Source organism: Micromonospora sp. RTP1Z1 (assembly GCF_033804685.1).
GTDB lineage: Bacteria > Actinomycetota > Actinomycetes > Mycobacteriales > Micromonosporaceae > Micromonospora.
Map to the genome: position 1 here is coordinate 23,216 of NZ_JAPFQV010000041.1, position 13,593 is coordinate 36,808.

At 71.6% G+C, this 13,593-nt stretch carries 15 protein-coding genes; 2 read left to right on the forward strand and 13 right to left on the reverse strand.

The window, feature by feature from the left end; genetic code table 11:
* Window positions 1-91 precede the first annotated feature (91 nt).
* Together SLP03_RS20335 and SLP03_RS20340 are read right to left on the reverse strand one after the other, a co-directional pair.
* Window positions 92-859 carry an enoyl-CoA hydratase/isomerase family protein gene (locus tag SLP03_RS20335; RefSeq protein WP_319462199.1) on the reverse strand — a complete coding sequence of 256 codons (768 nt, stop codon included), beginning with the start codon at window positions 857-859 and terminating at the stop codon, window positions 92-94.
* Between the two features lie 46 nt (window positions 860-905).
* The gene (locus SLP03_RS20340) at window positions 906-1,133 is read right to left on the reverse strand and encodes a helix-turn-helix domain-containing protein (protein WP_007462679.1); all 228 of its coding nucleotides are present in this window, start codon (window positions 1,131-1,133) and stop codon (window positions 906-908) included.
* Window positions 1,134-1,372: 239 nt separating this feature from the next.
* On the opposite strand from SLP03_RS20340, the gene SLP03_RS20345 reads away from it, so the two are divergent.
* Entirely contained in the window at window positions 1,373-1,975 is a 603-nt protein-coding gene (locus tag SLP03_RS20345; protein ID WP_319462200.1) for a cadmium resistance transporter, read from the forward strand.
* A 56-nt stretch (window positions 1,976-2,031) separates the two neighbouring features.
* Here the strand turns inward: SLP03_RS20345 and SLP03_RS20350 are convergent, their stop codons facing one another.
* Window positions 2,032-3,636 carry an ABC-F family ATP-binding cassette domain-containing protein gene (locus tag SLP03_RS20350; protein WP_319462201.1) on the reverse strand — a complete coding sequence of 535 codons (1,605 nt, stop codon included), beginning with the start codon at window positions 3,634-3,636 and terminating at the stop codon, window positions 2,032-2,034.
* A 249-nt stretch (window positions 3,637-3,885) separates the two neighbouring features.
* Here SLP03_RS20350 and SLP03_RS20355 point away from each other — a divergent pair, with 249 nt between their 5' ends.
* Complete coding sequence (locus SLP03_RS20355) at window positions 3,886-4,800, forward strand: neutral zinc metallopeptidase (RefSeq protein ID WP_319462231.1); 915 nt, start codon at window positions 3,886-3,888, stop codon at window positions 4,798-4,800.
* A 355-nt stretch (window positions 4,801-5,155) separates the two neighbouring features.
* Here SLP03_RS20355 and SLP03_RS20360 read toward each other — a convergent pair whose 3' ends face one another.
* The 10 genes from SLP03_RS20360 to SLP03_RS20405 all read right to left on the reverse strand — a co-directional run bounded on the left by SLP03_RS20360 (window position 5,156) and on the right by SLP03_RS20405 (window position 13,553).
* On the reverse strand, window positions 5,156-5,815 hold the full coding sequence (locus SLP03_RS20360) for an acVLRF1 family peptidyl-tRNA hydrolase (RefSeq protein ID WP_319462202.1): 660 nt from the start codon (window positions 5,813-5,815) through the stop codon (window positions 5,156-5,158).
* Window positions 5,816-5,864: 49 nt separating this feature from the next.
* Window positions 5,865-6,500 (reverse strand): LysE family transporter, encoded by a 636-nt coding sequence (locus tag SLP03_RS20365; protein WP_319462203.1) that lies wholly within the window; start codon window positions 6,498-6,500, stop codon window positions 5,865-5,867.
* A 342-nt stretch (window positions 6,501-6,842) separates the two neighbouring features.
* Entirely contained in the window at window positions 6,843-7,241 is a 399-nt protein-coding gene (locus SLP03_RS20370) for a metal-sulfur cluster assembly factor (protein ID WP_319462204.1), read from the reverse strand.
* A complete protein-coding gene (sufU, locus tag SLP03_RS20375) occupies window positions 7,238-7,714 on the reverse strand; it encodes a Fe-S cluster assembly sulfur transfer protein SufU (RefSeq protein ID WP_319462205.1) in 477 nt (158 codons plus the stop codon). Before sufU ends, SLP03_RS20370 begins: the two co-directional genes overlap by 4 nt.
* Window positions 7,714-9,018 (reverse strand): cysteine desulfurase, encoded by a 1,305-nt coding sequence (locus SLP03_RS20380; RefSeq protein ID WP_319462206.1) that lies wholly within the window; start codon window positions 9,016-9,018, stop codon window positions 7,714-7,716. Before SLP03_RS20380 ends, sufU begins: the two co-directional genes overlap by 1 nt.
* A 22-nt stretch (window positions 9,019-9,040) precedes the next feature.
* A complete protein-coding gene (gene sufC, locus SLP03_RS20385) occupies window positions 9,041-9,814 on the reverse strand; it encodes a Fe-S cluster assembly ATPase SufC (protein ID WP_319462207.1) in 774 nt (257 codons plus the stop codon).
* Window positions 9,814-10,140, reverse strand: a complete 327-nt coding sequence (locus SLP03_RS20390; protein WP_319462208.1) for a non-heme iron oxygenase ferredoxin subunit — start codon at window positions 10,138-10,140, stop codon at window positions 9,814-9,816. The genes sufC and SLP03_RS20390 overlap by 1 nt, the downstream gene beginning before the upstream one ends.
* Complete coding sequence (gene sufD / locus SLP03_RS20395) at window positions 10,140-11,288, reverse strand: Fe-S cluster assembly protein SufD (protein ID WP_319462209.1); 1,149 nt, start codon at window positions 11,286-11,288, stop codon at window positions 10,140-10,142. Before sufD ends, SLP03_RS20390 begins: the two co-directional genes overlap by 1 nt.
* 88 nt (window positions 11,289-11,376) lie before the next feature.
* Window positions 11,377-12,807 (reverse strand): Fe-S cluster assembly protein SufB, encoded by a 1,431-nt coding sequence (sufB, locus tag SLP03_RS20400; RefSeq protein ID WP_319462210.1) that lies wholly within the window; start codon window positions 12,805-12,807, stop codon window positions 11,377-11,379.
* The gene (locus SLP03_RS20405; RefSeq protein ID WP_319462211.1) at window positions 12,804-13,553 is read right to left on the reverse strand and encodes a transcriptional regulator; all 750 of its coding nucleotides are present in this window, start codon (window positions 13,551-13,553) and stop codon (window positions 12,804-12,806) included. Before SLP03_RS20405 ends, sufB begins: the two co-directional genes overlap by 4 nt.
* Window positions 13,554-13,593: the final 40 nt, after the last annotated feature.

Here is a 13,593-nt window from a genome sequence, read left to right on the forward strand (position 1 = left end):
CCGGGTCGTGGGCAGCACGCATCGTCGGGTCAATTCTCCCGACGACTACGACAACCTCGCGCGTAACCCGGATCTTCCCGAGCGGTCCTTACTATTCTCCCCGCCCAGCGAGGTCGCGCAGCCGGCGGGTCTGTGCCTCCCGCTCGGCGCGCTGCTGCTCGGCATGGGTACGACCACCGGCGCCGGCGAGCAGCGCCTTGATCTCGACCACCGCGTCCCGGTTGCCGGCCAGCAGGCCGGCGGTCAGATCCCGCACCGCGCCGCCCAGCTCGGCGGTCGGCACGACGAGGTTGGCGAGCCCGATCCGGTCGGCCTCGGCGGCGTCCATCCGCCGGCCGGTGGCACAGATCTCCAGCGCGCGGGCGTAGCCGACCAGCTCCACCAGGCGCTTCGTGCCGGCCAGGTCGGGGATGAGGCCAAGGGTCACCTCGGCCATGGAGAGCTTGGCGTCCTCGGCGAGCACCCGCAGGTCGCAGGCGAGGGCGAGCTGGAAACCGGCGCCGATGGCGTGCCCCTGCACGGCGGCCACCGAGATCACGTCGGGGCGGTGCAGCCAGGTGAAGCCGGCCTGGTACTCGGCGACCCGGTCGGCGCACTCCTGCTCGGGCAGGGTGGACAGCTCGGCGAAGGAGCCGGGCCCGGAGGCGCCGGCCACCGACAGGTCGAGACCGGCGGAGAATGCCCGCCCCTCGCCGCGCACGACGATGACGCGGACGTCACCGGGCAGCTCCCGGGAGAAGTCGCTCATCGCGAGCCACATCGCCGGGGTCTGGGCGTTGAGCACGTCGGGCCGGCACAACGTCACCGTCGCGACCGGCCCGTCGCAGTCGAGTCGTACCCCGGTCGTCTCGGCGGTCACCGGACCGCCCGGGGCACGGTGCTGATGGACGACGCTGACGGGCGGGTCACGCCTTCTTGCGGCGCCGGGCGCCGCCGCGCTGCCGCAGCTGCACCCCGGACTCGGTGAGCACCCGGTGGATGAACCCGTAGGAACGGCCGGTCGAGGCCGCCAGCGCACGGATGCTCTCACCCGAGGTGTACCGCTTTACCAGGTCCTTGGCGAGCGTCTGACGCTCGGCCCCGACGATCCGGCGACCCTTCTCAGTGCTGGTGGCTGTGCCAGTGGCTGCCATGCTGATTCCTCACGTCCCAGACTGTGCGGTTCGGATACGGTCCCACCTATTAGACCGCCTCGAACGATCATGCGCCAGATATCAACTCTTCGCCAACCGACACGCTATGCAATGTCAGCTTCCCGATAGAGTGATCCTTCTGACCGGCTGACAGCCCGCCCCCCGACCGTCCCGGCCGGGTCGCCCGTCCGATCGATCATGACTCGCCGGGCCGTCCACCGGCCCGTACGCTGCCTCGGGTGACCGACCTGCTCGCCGCCGCGGCCGCCGCGGCGGCCGTGTTCGCCGCCACCAACATCGACGACATCGTGGTGCTCACCGTGTTCTTCGTGGCGGCCCGGCGCGCCGGCCGACCCTGCCCCTGGCACATCGTGGCCGGTCAGTATCTGGGCATCGGCGCGCTGGTCGCCGGCGCGGTGGTGGTCGCCGCCGGCCTGCTGGTCGTCCCCGACCCGTGGACCGGCCTGCTCGGTCTGCTGCCGATCGGGCTGGGGATCCGCGCCCTGCTCAGCCGCGCCGACGACGACGGGCCGCCGGCCGTGGTGGGCAGCCTGCTCGGCGTGGCCGGGGTGACGATCGCCAACGGGTCGGACAACATCGCGGTCTACGTGCCGGTGTTCCGCTCGCTGGACCCGGCGACCGGGTTGGTGTGGCTGGTGGTCTTCGCCGCCCTGGTCGCCGTCTGGTGCGCGGTGGCCGCCCTGCGCGGCGGCCCCCCCGGGGTGGTACGCCTGGTCGGCCGCGCCGGCCACTGGCTGGTCCCGGCGATCTTCATCGCGATCGGCGTGGTCATCCTGGTCGGCTCCGGCGTGCTCACCCGCCTCGCCGAGCTGGCCGGCTGACCCGCCAGCAGGTCGTCCGGGCAGGCGGCTCGCCGGCCCGGACGACCTGGGCGGCGTCAGGCCAGCTCGACCAGTTCGAGGAGGTCGTCGCTCCAGGCGTCCTCGTCGCCGTCGGGCAGCAGGATCGCCCGGTCCGGCTTGAGCGCGAGCACCGCGCCCGGGTCGTGGGTGACCAGCACGATCGCGCCCGGGTAGTTGGCGATCGCGTCGAGCACCTGCTCCCGGCTGACCGGGTCAAGGTTGTTCGTCGGCTCGTCGAGCAGCAGCACGTTGGCACCGGAGCAGACCAGGGTCGACAGGGCGAGCCGGGTCTTCTCGCCGCCGGAGAGCACCCCGGCCGGCTTGTTCACGTCGTCGCCGGAGAAGAGGAACGCGCCGAGAATCTTGCGCAGGTCGGTGTCGGACTGTTCGATGGCAGCGGCGCGCATGTTCTCCAGCACCGTCCGGTCCACGTCCAGCGTCTCGTGTTCCTGGGCGTAGTAACCCAGCCGCAACCCGTGCCCGGCGTGTACCTCGCCGGTGTCCGGCGTCAGCAGGCCGCCGAGCATCCGCAGCAGGGTCGTCTTGCCGGCGCCGTTGAGGCCGAGGATGGCCACCCGCGAGCCCCGGTCGACGGCCACGTTGACGTCGGTGAAGATCTCCAGCGAGCCGTACGACTTGGAGAGGCCGGTCGCGGTGAGCGGGGTCTTGCCGCACGGCGCCGGGGTGGGGAAGCGCACCTTGGCCACCCTGTCGGAGACGCGCACCTCCTCCAGGCCGGAGATCAGCTTCTCGGCACGGCGGGCCATGTTCTGCGCGGCGACCGTCTTGGTGGCCTTGGCCCGCATCTTGTCCGCCTGGGCCATCAGCGCGCCGGCCTTCTTCTCGGCGTTGGCCCGCTCCCGGCGGCGGCGGCGCTCGTCGGTCTCCCGCGCCTCCAGGTACGCCTTCCAGCCCAGGTTGTAGACGTCGACCACGGACCGGGTGGCGTCGAGGAACCAGACCTTGTTGACCACCGACTCCAGCAGCGCGCCGTCGTGGGAGATCACGATCAGGCCGCCCTTGTGGTTGGCGAGGAAACTGCGCAGCCAGGTGACCGAGTCGGCGTCGAGGTGGTTGGTGGGCTCGTCGAGGAGCAGGATGCCGCCGCCGTTCTCGCCGGCGTCGCGGAACAGGATCCGGGCCAGCTCGATACGGCGGCGCTGACCGCCGGAGAGGGTGCCGATGGTCTGGGCGAGGGCCCGGTCCGGCAGGCCGAGGTTGGCGCAGATCCGGGCGGCCTCGGCCTCGGCGGCGTACCCGCCGAGGGAGGCGAACTGGTCTTCGAGGGCGCCGTAGCGGCGGACCAGCTTGTCGTCGACGCCCTCGGCGAGCTTGGCCTCGATCTCCGTCATCTGGGCCATCAGCACGTCCAGCCCGCGGGCGGAGAGCACCCGGTCCCGCCCGGTGACTTCCAGATCGCCGGTCCGCGGGTCCTGCGGCAGGTACCCGATCGCGCTGCGCTGGTCGATCTGCCCGGAGTACGGCTGGCCCTCCCCCGCCAGCACCTTGAGGGTGGTGGTCTTGCCGGCGCCGTTACGGCCGACCAGGCCGATCCGGTCACCCGGCTGTACCCGCAGGGTGGTGTCGGACAGCAGGATCCGGGAACCGGCGCGCAGTTCCAGGCCGGTGGCAGTGATCATCTCGCAGTACTCGCTCTCGGGGTTCCGGAAGGGCTGACTCAGGGCACGCGAAAGCGCCGGCGGGTTCGATGTTTCCCGGCGGCGCGGGGCCGTTCAGCCTTCGCAGCGCAGCACCCGCCAAGTGTACCGGGCCGTCTCAGCGGTCCCGCCCGGATTACCAATCAAGATCATCGGGTACCGAAACTGCCGTCCGGACCCGGTCCGGTATCGCAACCACCAAAAACGGATCAATCGGTGATCGGGGTCAACATGGAGCTGAACGAGAACGCGCGGGTCGACACCAGCCAGGTGGACGATCGGCGAGGGTCCGGCGGAGGCGGCGGGATGGGCATTCCGCTCCCGATCGGCGGCGGACGCGGTGGCATCGTCGGCATCATCATCGCCGTCCTCGTCGCCCTCGTCGGCGGCGGCTTCGGGCTGAACGCGATGAACGGCGGCGGCGGATCGCAGCAGGGCGACAACACCTCGCTGCAGCAGAAGTGCTCGGCGCAGGACGCGCTGAAGCAGCTCGACTGCCGCAACACCCTGTACGTCAACTCGATCCAGGCGTACTGGACCAAGGCCCTGCCGGAGGTCTTCGGCGAGCAGTACAAGCCGTCCAAGACCGTCTTCTTCAGTCAGGGCGTCAACACCGGCTGCGGCCAGGCCGACTCGGGCGTCGGCCCGTTCTACTGCCCCGCCGACGACCTGGTGTACATCGACCTCACCTTCTACAAGCTCCTCGCCGACCAGCTCGGCGCCGAGGGCGAGTTCGCCCAGCCGTACGTGCTGGCCCACGAGTACGGCCACCACGTGCAGGACCTGCTCGGCACCGAGGCGCAGATGCGCCGCCAGCAGCAGCGCGACCCGAACAACGCCAACGCGCTGTCGGTGAAGCTGGAGCTTCAGGCCGACTGCTACGCCGGCGCCTGGGCCAAGAACGCCACCGGCACCTCGGACGCGGAGGGACAGAAGATCTTCAAGAGCATCACCGAGCAGGACATCCAGCAGGCGATCGACACCGCCGAGAAGATCGGTGACGACGCGATCTCCAAGCGCTCGGGCCGGCCGGTGAACCCGGACGAGTTCACCCACGGCACCTCCGAGCAGCGCAAGCAGTGGTTCACCAAGGGCTACTCCACCGGCGACCCGAAGGCCTGCGACACCTTCGGCGGCAGCCAGTAGGGCACGGCCTCCGCACGACGAGGCCCCCGGCGACCGGGTGGCACCCCACCCCGCCGGGGTCCTGCGCGGTCCGGCGGTTCCACCGCGGTCCGTGGCCGACGAGCGGGGCAGCGCGGCGCGCCCACGCCGGGAAGCGCCACCGACGGCCCGGCCGGCGCGTGGCAGCACCGGGTCGCCGGGACGGGCGAGGACGGCGGCTTGCGGTTCGCCTGCCGCTTCGCCCCGCTGCCGCTCGTCGTCCGACTCGCCGACCACCAGGACGAGTTCCTGGACCGGATCCGCCTCGACCATGGATCGGCCGCGCGCCGCTGAGGGCGGCGGTGGGTCACGCCACGCCGCCGGGCGGCCGTCCGGATCAGCTGCCGCCCGGGTCGGGGTCGCGGACCAGGATCCGCACCGCGCGGGCGGCGGCGATCGCGCCGACCAGCACCGCATGCCGGGGCTCCGGCACGTCGAGGAGCCGCTCGGCGCGCAGCGCGGCCAGCGGCGCGAGCCGCCGCTCGGCCAGCACGATGTCCACCGCCCGCCGGTCCCCGCCGCAGACCAGGGCGCTCAGCGTCGGCGCCTCCGGCAGCAGCAACCGGCCGGCCAGCTCCACCGCGTCGGCCAGCGCCGCCTTCGCCTGGTTGTCCCGCCGTCGGGCGAAACGCTGCTGGGACCAGCCGCCCGCGGCGGTGCGCCCCTGCACGTACCGGATGTCCACCTTGGAGACCACCAGCTCCTCCCCCGCGGCGACGCCGACCGCCACCGCGCCCTTGCGGGCCAGCAGCAGGCCGAGCCGGCGCGGCGCGCTCGCCGCGGCCACGAATCCGGGTAGGTCGGCGCTGGCCGGCGCCCCCGGCGGGGGGTGCAGCTCCGCCGTCGCGCCGTCCGGGGCGACGAGGAGCAGCCCGTACCCCTCCCTGGATGTGGTGGGCGGGCCGTGCCGGTCGGCGAAGCCCTCGACCCAGCGGGCGACGCGGGCCGGGTCGACCTCGACCCACCGGCCGCCCCCGGCTGCGGGTCGGCTGGTCACCGCCCGACCGTACGGCACGGCCGGCCCCGGCCGTGCTCCCGGCCCCCGGTCAGCCGGGCAGCAGGGTGGCCACGGCGAGGGCGGCGATGAGCGCGCTGGAGACCAGCCCGGTGACCAGTCGGCCGCGAGGCCCGGCCAGCGCCCGGCCGACCAGCGAGCCGCCCCCGGCGATGAGCAGCTGCCAGCTCGCCGAGGCGAGGAACGCGCCGGCCACGAAGAGCACCGCGGTGAGCGCGTCCGGGTCGGTGGCGTCCCGCCGGCCGAGGACCAGCGCGGCGAAGTAGAGCACCGTCGCCGGGTTGAGCAGGGTCAGCCCCAGCACGCCGGCGTAGGCGCGGCCAGGCGTGTCCAATGCGCTGCCAGCGGGTTCCGCCGCTGCGGTGTCGGCCGGTCGGCGGGCCTGCCAGGCTCGCCGCAGCCCGTGCGCGGCGAGCGCCAGCAACACCAGCGCGGCGACCACCCGCAGCGGGGCGGCGATCGGCGCGATCACCCCGGCGAGGCCGGCGCCGCCGAGCGCCGCGACGGCCGCGTAGAGCCCGTCGGCGGTGGCGACCGCCAGGGCCGCCGCCGCGCCGACCCGGAAGGAGGTACGGGCGCTGAGGCCGAGGATGAGGATCGCGATCGCGCCGACCGGAATGGCGACGCCGTAGCCGGCCACCAGGCCGGCGAGGAACGCCGCGCTCACGACGGCAGGTGTGGAATCGGGACGCGACCCGGCACGGTCCGCTGTCGCCGCGCGGCGGTGGCCGCACGGACAGGGACCTGCTTCGGGTACGCCTCGATCACGCGGTCATCCTGCGTCACCCGCCCCGCGCCCGCCACCGATTTCGCCGCCCCCGCACCCCGTGCGAGATCGTGCTCGATCCTCGATGTGGTGGCATCCGGGCGGGCGGAAAGCCACTACATCCAGGAGGTAGCGCGATCTTGGGAGCGGGCAGGCGGGCGACGGAGCGGCGTGGGGGAGAGACGCGTTGAGCGCGACACCCCTCGGGGTGTCGCGCTCGACGGTGCTCCGGCCGAAGCCGGGTCAGACGTTGAAGCCGAGAGTACGGAGCTGGTCCCGGCCCTCGTCGGTGATCTTGTCCGGGCCCCACGGCGGCAGCCAGACCCAGTTGATCCGGATGTCGTTGACCAGTCCCCCACCGGGGCCGGTGGTCAACGCCTGCCGGGTCTGGTCCTCGATCACGTCCGTGAGCGGGCAGGCGGCCGAGGTCAGCGTCATGTCCAGCGTGGCCACGTTCTCGTCGTCGACGTGCACGCCGTACACGAGGCCGAGGTCGACCACGTTGATGCCCAGCTCGGGGTCGACGACATCCTTCATCGCCTCCTCGATGTCGGCGACGGCGGCCTTGCCGCCGGTCGCCGCCGGAGCCGCGCCGGCCTCCGCCACAGCACCGGCCGTGCCGGTGGTCTCCTCAGAACTCATGCCTTCACCTCCGTAGGGCTCACGCCCACGCCGGCGCGTGCCGCGGCATCCTTGAACGCCATCCACGACAGCAGCGCGCATTTCACCCGGGCCGGGTAGCGCGCGACACCCGCGAACGCCACCCCGTCTCCGAGCACCTCTTCGTCCGGCAGGACCTGGCCACGCCCGGACATCAACTCGACGAACGCCTCGTGCACCGCGCCGGCGTCGTCCGCGGCCCGACCGCGCAGCAGCTCGTGCAGCACGCTCGCCGACGCCTGGCTGATCGAGCAGCCCATGCCGTCGTACGAGATGTCGGTGAACACCTTGCCGTCGGTCGCCACCCGTACGGTGATCTCGTCACCGCAGGTCGGGTTGACGTGGTGCGCCTCGCCGACCCGGGCATCCGGGTCCGCCGCGTCCCGCAGGCCACGGCCGTGCGGGTGCTTGTAGTGATCCAGGATGATCTCCTGGTAGAGCTGGTCGAGCTGCATCAGTCGAACACCTTCCGCACCTGCTCCAGACCCGCCACCAGCGCGTCGATCTCCTCCGTGGTGGTGTACAGGTAGAACGACGCCCGCGTCATGGCCGGCACGCCGAACCGGGTGCACACCGGCTTCGCGCAGTGGTGCCCCACCCGCACCTGCACGCCGAGCGAGTCGAGGACCTGCCCCACGTCGTGCGGGTGGATGTCGCCGAGCGCGAACGAGATCGTCCCGCCCCGGCCGACCGGCACGTTCGGGCCGAAGATCCGCAGCCCGGGCACGGTGGCGAAGGCGTCCAGCGCGTACGCGGTCAGCTCCTTCTCGTGCCACTGGATGGCCCGCATCCCGATGCCGCTGAGGTAGTCCACCGCCGCGCCGAGCGCCACCGCCTCCGCGATCGGCGGGGTGCCCGCCTCGAACCGGGCCGGCGGGGCCGCGAACGTCGACCGGGCCATCGACACCGTCTCGATCATCGAGCCGCCGCCGAACACCGGGGGCATCGCGGCGAGCAGCTCGCCCCGGCCCCAGAGCACGCCGATGCCGGTCGGGCCGCACATCTTGTGCCCGGTGAAGACGATGAAGTCGGCGTCGTAGTCGACCACGTCCATCGGCATGTGCGGCACCGACTGCGAGCAGTCGAGCAGCAGCAGCGCGCCCACCTCGCGGACCCGCTGGGTGATCCGGCCGGTGGCGTTGACCGTGCCGAGGATGTTGGAGGTGTGCACCAGCGAGACGATCTTCGTCCGCTCGGTGACCAGCTCCTCCAGCCCCGACTCGTCCAGCCGGCCGTGCTCGGTGACCGGGAACCAGCGCAGGGTCGCGCCGGTCCGCTCGGCCAGCAGCTGCCACGGGACGATGTTCGAGTGGTGCTCCATCTCGGAGATCACGATCTCGTCGCCCGGGCCCAGCCGGAAACGCGGGTCGGCGTCGGGGCGCAACGAGGCGTTGGAGAACGCGTACGCCACGATGTTGATCGCCTCGGTGGAGTTCTTGGTGAACACCACCTCGTCCACGCTCGGCGCGTTGATGAACGCGGCGACCTTCGCCCGCGCCCCCTCGTACGCCTCGGTCGCCTCGGTGCCCAGGGTGTGCACCGAGCGCGACACGTTGGCATTGTGCCTCGCGTAGTGCTCGGCGAGCACGTCGAGCACCTGCCGCGGCTTGTGCGAGGTGTTGGCGCTGTCGAGATAGACCAGCCGGTGCCCGTTGACCTCCCGGCCGAGGATCGGGAAGTCGGCGCGCACCGTGGCCACGTCGAAACGCGGCACGTCGTCGTACTGCGGCATCCCCTCGGGAATCGCGATGGTGGTCATCTCAGCAGCCCCTGTCCGTGTGTCAGGCCCGCGCCGAACCGGCCCCGGCGGCGTACCGCTCGTAGCCCTCGGCCTCGAGCTTGTCGGCGAGCTCCGGGCCGCCCTGCTCGACGATCCGGCCGGCGACGAAGACGTGCACGAAGTCCGGCTTGATGTAGCGCAGGATCCGGGTGTAGTGGGTGATCAGCAGCACGCCGGTGTCGCCGGTGTCGCGGACCCGGTTCACGCCCTCGCTGACCACGCGCAGCGCGTCCACGTCCAGGCCGGAGTCGGTCTCGTCGAGGATCGCGATCTTCGGCTTGAGCAGCTCCAGCTGCACGATCTCGTGCCGCTTCTTCTCACCGCCGGAGAAGCCCTCGTTGACGTTGCGCTGGGCGAACGCCGGGTCCATCTGGAGGCGCTCCATGGCGCCGCGCAGCTCGCCGCCCCAGGTGCGCAGCTTCGGCGCCTCGCCGTCGATGGCGGTCTTGGCGGTACGCAGGAAGTTGGCCACCGAGACGCCGGGGACCTCGACCGGGTACTGCATGGCCAGGAAGAGGCCGGCGCGGGCCCGCTGGTCGACGGACATGGCCAGCACGTCCTCGCCGTCGAGGGTCACCGAGCCGCTGGTGATCTCGTACTTCGGGTGCCCGGCGATCGAGTACGCCAGGGTGGACTTGCCGGAGCCGTTCGGGCCCATGATCGCGTGGGTCTCGCCCGACCTCACGGTCAGGTCGACACCGGCCAGGATCGGCTTGAGCTCACCCTCGGGCAGCTTGACCGACACCTTCAGGTCGCGGATCTCCAGGGTGCTCATTATCGGGTCACTCCATTGCTCGGCGTCAGGCTGACGTAGATGTCGCCGTCGCGGACTTCGACGGGATAGACGGGAACGGGTTCGGTGGCGGGCAGCCCGGTGGGCTCACCCGTCCGCAGGTCGAAACGGGATCCGTGCAGCCAGCATTCCAGCGTGCACCCGTCGACCTCACCCTCGGAGAGGGCGACCGCGGCGTGCGAGCACTCGTCGTACACGGCGTAGAACTCGCCGTCCTCGCCGTGCACCAGCGCGATCTGGGTGCCGTCCACGGCGGCGCTGATCACGGTGCCCTTCGGCACGTCCTCGGTCGAGCAGATCCGGATCATCAAGCGCCAGCCTTGGCCAGCCGCGCCTCGATCGCCGCGCCGAGCCGCTCACGCAGCTCCTCCACGGGGATCTTGTTGATCAGCTCGGCGAAGAAGCCGCGGACCACCAGCCGACGCGCCTCGCCCTCCGGGATGCCCCGGGCCATCAGGTAGAACAGCTGCTCGTCGTCGAAGCGGCCGGTCGCGCTGGCGTGGCCGGCGCCGGCGATCTCGCCGGTCTCGATCTCCAGGTTGGGTACGGAGTCCGCCCGGGCGCCGTCGGACAGCAGCAGGTTCCGGTTGATCTCGTACGTGTCGGTGCCGGTCGCCTCGGCGCGGATCAGCACGTCACCCACCCAGACGGTGTGCGCGTCGTCGCCCTGCAGGGCGCCCCGGTAGCCGACGTAGCTGCGGCAGTCCGGCACGTTGTGGTCGACCAGCTGGCGGTGCTCCAGGTGCTGGCCCGAGTCGGCGAAGTAGACGCCGTACAGCTCGGCCTCGCCGCCCCGGCCGGTGTATTCCACCGAGGTGAACTGCCGGACGAGGTCGCCGCCGAGGGAGACCTGGATGTGCACCACCCTGGCGTCGCGCCCCAGCTTGATCTTGAGGTGCTGCGCCTGCACCGTGTCCTCGGCCCAGTCCGCGACGGTGACCAGGGTCAGCTTGGCCCCGTCGGCGATCGTCACCTCGACGTTGTCGGCGAGCGTGGCCGAGCCCTCTTGGGAGAACACGACCGTGGCCTCCGCGAACCGACCCACCTGGACCTGGGTCCGGGCGAAGGAGAGCTCCTCGGGAAACGCGCCCAGCAGCCGGACGACCACCGGCTCGGACACCACTGCCTCGGCCGCCACTTCGACCACCGCGACCCGCGCCGCACCACCGTGGGCCAGCGCGCTGACCCGGTCGACCGGCACCAGCACCGACGCGACGCTGGCGTCGGTCGGCTCGACGAGCCGCACCGACACCCCGGCCGGCAGGCGCGGGTGCTCCACGGTGACGCCCCGACCGGTGGCGGCCGAGATGTCCGCCGTGGCCAGGCCGCGGAGGCGCTTGAGCGGGGTGAAGCGCCACTCCTCCTCCAGGCCGGTGAGGGCCGGGAAGTCGGCGACGTCGTACGAGCGGAGCGCCTGCGTCTTGGTGCTGGGGGGCGCGGAAGCCTGGGTAGTCATTTCTTCCTTGGTCTGTTCTGCGACGACGGTGTCTGGTGCTCGGTGGGCGGGCCGGCTCGCGCCGGCCCGCCGGTCGGGGCGGTCGGCGTCAGCCGACCGCACCCTCCCTCTGAAGCTCGATCAGGCGGTTGAGCTCCCGGGCGTACTCCATCGGGCGCTCCGTGGCGATCGGCGCGATGAAGCCGCGCCCGCTCAGCGCCATCGCCGCGTCCTCGCTCCGCCCCCGGCTCATCAGGTAGAAGAGCTGGTCGTCGCTGATCTTGGAGACGGTGGCCTCGTGACCCATCGACACGTCGTCCTCGCGGATGTCGACGTACGGGTAGGTGTCCGAGCGGGAGATCGTGTCGACCAGCAGCGCGTCGCACTTGACCGTGCTCCGGCTGTGGTGCGAGCCCTCCAGCACCTGGACCAGACCACGGTAGGACGTGCGGCCGCCGCCCCGGGCGATCGACTTGGAGATGATGGTCGAGGAGGTGTGCGGCGCGGCGTGCACCATCTTGGCGCCCGCGTCCTGGTGCTGGCCCTCGCCGGCCATGGCCACCGAGAGCACCTCGCCCTTGGCATGTGCGCCGGTCATGTAGACCGCCGGGTACTTCATGGTGACCTTGGAGCCGATGTTGCCGTCGACCCACTCCATGGTCGCGCCCTCGTGGCAGACGGCGCGCTTGGTGACCAGGTTGTAGACGTTGTTCGACCAGTTCTGGATGGTCGTGTAGCGGCACCGGGCGTTCTTCTTGACGATGATCTCCACGACCGCGCTGTGCAGCGAGTCGGAGGAGTACATCGGCGCGGTGCAGCCCTCGACGTAGTGCACGTACGCACCCTCGTCGACGATGATCAGCGTCCGCTCGAACTGGCCCATGTTCTCCGTGTTGATCCGGAAGTAGGCCTGCAGCGGGATCTCCACCTGCACGCCCTTCGGCACGTAGATGAACGAGCCACCGGACCAGACGGAGGTGTTCAGCGCGGCGAACTTGTTGTCGCCGACCGGGATCACCGTGCCGAAGTACTCCTTGAAGACGTCCTCGTGCTCGCGCAGCGCGGTGTCGGTGTCCAGGAACAGGACACCCTGCTCCTCGAGGTCCTCACGGATCTTGTGGTAGACCACCTCGGACTCGTACTGCGCCGCGACCCCGGCGACCAGCCGCTGCTTCTCCGCCTCGGGGATGCCCAGCCGGTCGTAGGTGTTCTTGATGTCCTCGGGCAGGTCCTCCCAGGAGGTGGCCTGCTTCTCCGTGGACCGGACGAAGTACTTGATGTTGTCGAAGTCGATCCCGCTGAGATCGGCGCCCCAGGCCGGCATCGGCTTGCGGCCGAACAGCCGCAGGCCCTTCAGGCGCAGGTCGAGCATCCAGGCCGGCTCGTTCTTCTTGGCCGAGATGTCCCGCACCACCGCCTCGTTGATACCGCGCTGGGCGGTCGCCCCGGCGACGTCGGAGTCGGCCCAGCCGTACTCGTAGCGGCCCAGGGCGGCGAGCTGCTCATCCTGGGTCAGGGGCTGGACGATCTGCTCGGTCATCTATCTGTCCTCACAGTGGTGACGGTGTTACCGGACTGGGCACGCGGCTGGGTGGGGATGTGCGTGGTGCACACCCCGTCGCCGTGCGCGATGGTGGCCAGGCGCTGCACGTGGGTGCCGACCAGGCGGGAGATCACCGCGGTCTCGGCCTCGCACAGCTGGGGGAACTCGGCGGCCACGTGCGCCACCGGGCAGTGGTGCTGACAGAGCTGGCCGCCGGAGGCGATCGTGGACGCGTTCGCAGCGTAACCCTCGGCGGTCAATGCCCCGGCGAGCGCCTCCGCCCGCGCGAGCGGGTCGTCGCCGGCGTCCTCCATGGCGGCCCGGCAGCGGTCCTCAAGGGCGGCGACCTGATCGGTGGCGAACGCCTCCACCGCGTCCGAACCGCCGTTGTGGGCGATCCAGCGCAGCGCGGCGGTGGCGATGTTGTCGTAGTGGTGGGTGCCGCAGCGGACCCGGGCCGCGTCGGTCAGCAGGAACACCTTGGCCGGGCGCCCCCGACCGCGGCTGCCCCGCACCGTCTGCTCGCGGGCGACCACGTCGCCGTCGGCGAGCATCGCGTCGAGGTGCCGGCGGATCGCCGCCGGGCTCAGGCCGAGGGCCGAGCCGAGCTGCGCGGCGGTGGTCGCCCCCTGCTCCAGCAGGAGCTGGGTGACCCGGTCCCGGGTGGAAAGATCGGACGCGGCCGCACCGGCGACCGGTCCGGTCGCCGGCAGGTGCCCGGAGAGCTCCGCCGCGTTTTTCACAACGCCAACGTTACGTAATTCATCAGGGGGCCGCAAACCG

Coding starts and splice junctions, on each gene's coding strand:
- SLP03_RS20340 (WP_007462679.1), bottom strand. CDS start 1,133: ATGGCAGCCACTGGCACAGCCACCAGCACTGAGAAGGGTCGCCGGATC.
- SLP03_RS20350 (WP_319462201.1), bottom strand. CDS start 3,636: ATGATCACTGCCACCGGCCTGGAACTGCGCGCCGGTTCCCGGATCCTG.
- SLP03_RS20355 (WP_319462231.1), top strand. CDS start 3,886: ATGGAGCTGAACGAGAACGCGCGGGTCGACACCAGCCAGGTGGACGAT.
- SLP03_RS20370 (WP_319462204.1), bottom strand. CDS start 7,241: ATGAGTTCTGAGGAGACCACCGGCACGGCCGGTGCTGTGGCGGAGGCC.
- sufU (WP_319462205.1), bottom strand. CDS start 7,714: ATGCAGCTCGACCAGCTCTACCAGGAGATCATCCTGGATCACTACAAG.
- SLP03_RS20380 (WP_319462206.1), bottom strand. CDS start 9,018: ATGACCACCATCGCGATTCCCGAGGGGATGCCGCAGTACGACGACGTG.
- sufC (WP_319462207.1), bottom strand. CDS start 9,814: ATGAGCACCCTGGAGATCCGCGACCTGAAGGTGTCGGTCAAGCTGCCC.
- SLP03_RS20390 (WP_319462208.1), bottom strand. CDS start 10,140: ATGATCCGGATCTGCTCGACCGAGGACGTGCCGAAGGGCACCGTGATC.
- sufD (WP_319462209.1), bottom strand. CDS start 11,288: ATGACTACCCAGGCTTCCGCGCCCCCCAGCACCAAGACGCAGGCGCTC.
- sufB (WP_319462210.1), bottom strand. CDS start 12,807: ATGACCGAGCAGATCGTCCAGCCCCTGACCCAGGATGAGCAGCTCGCC.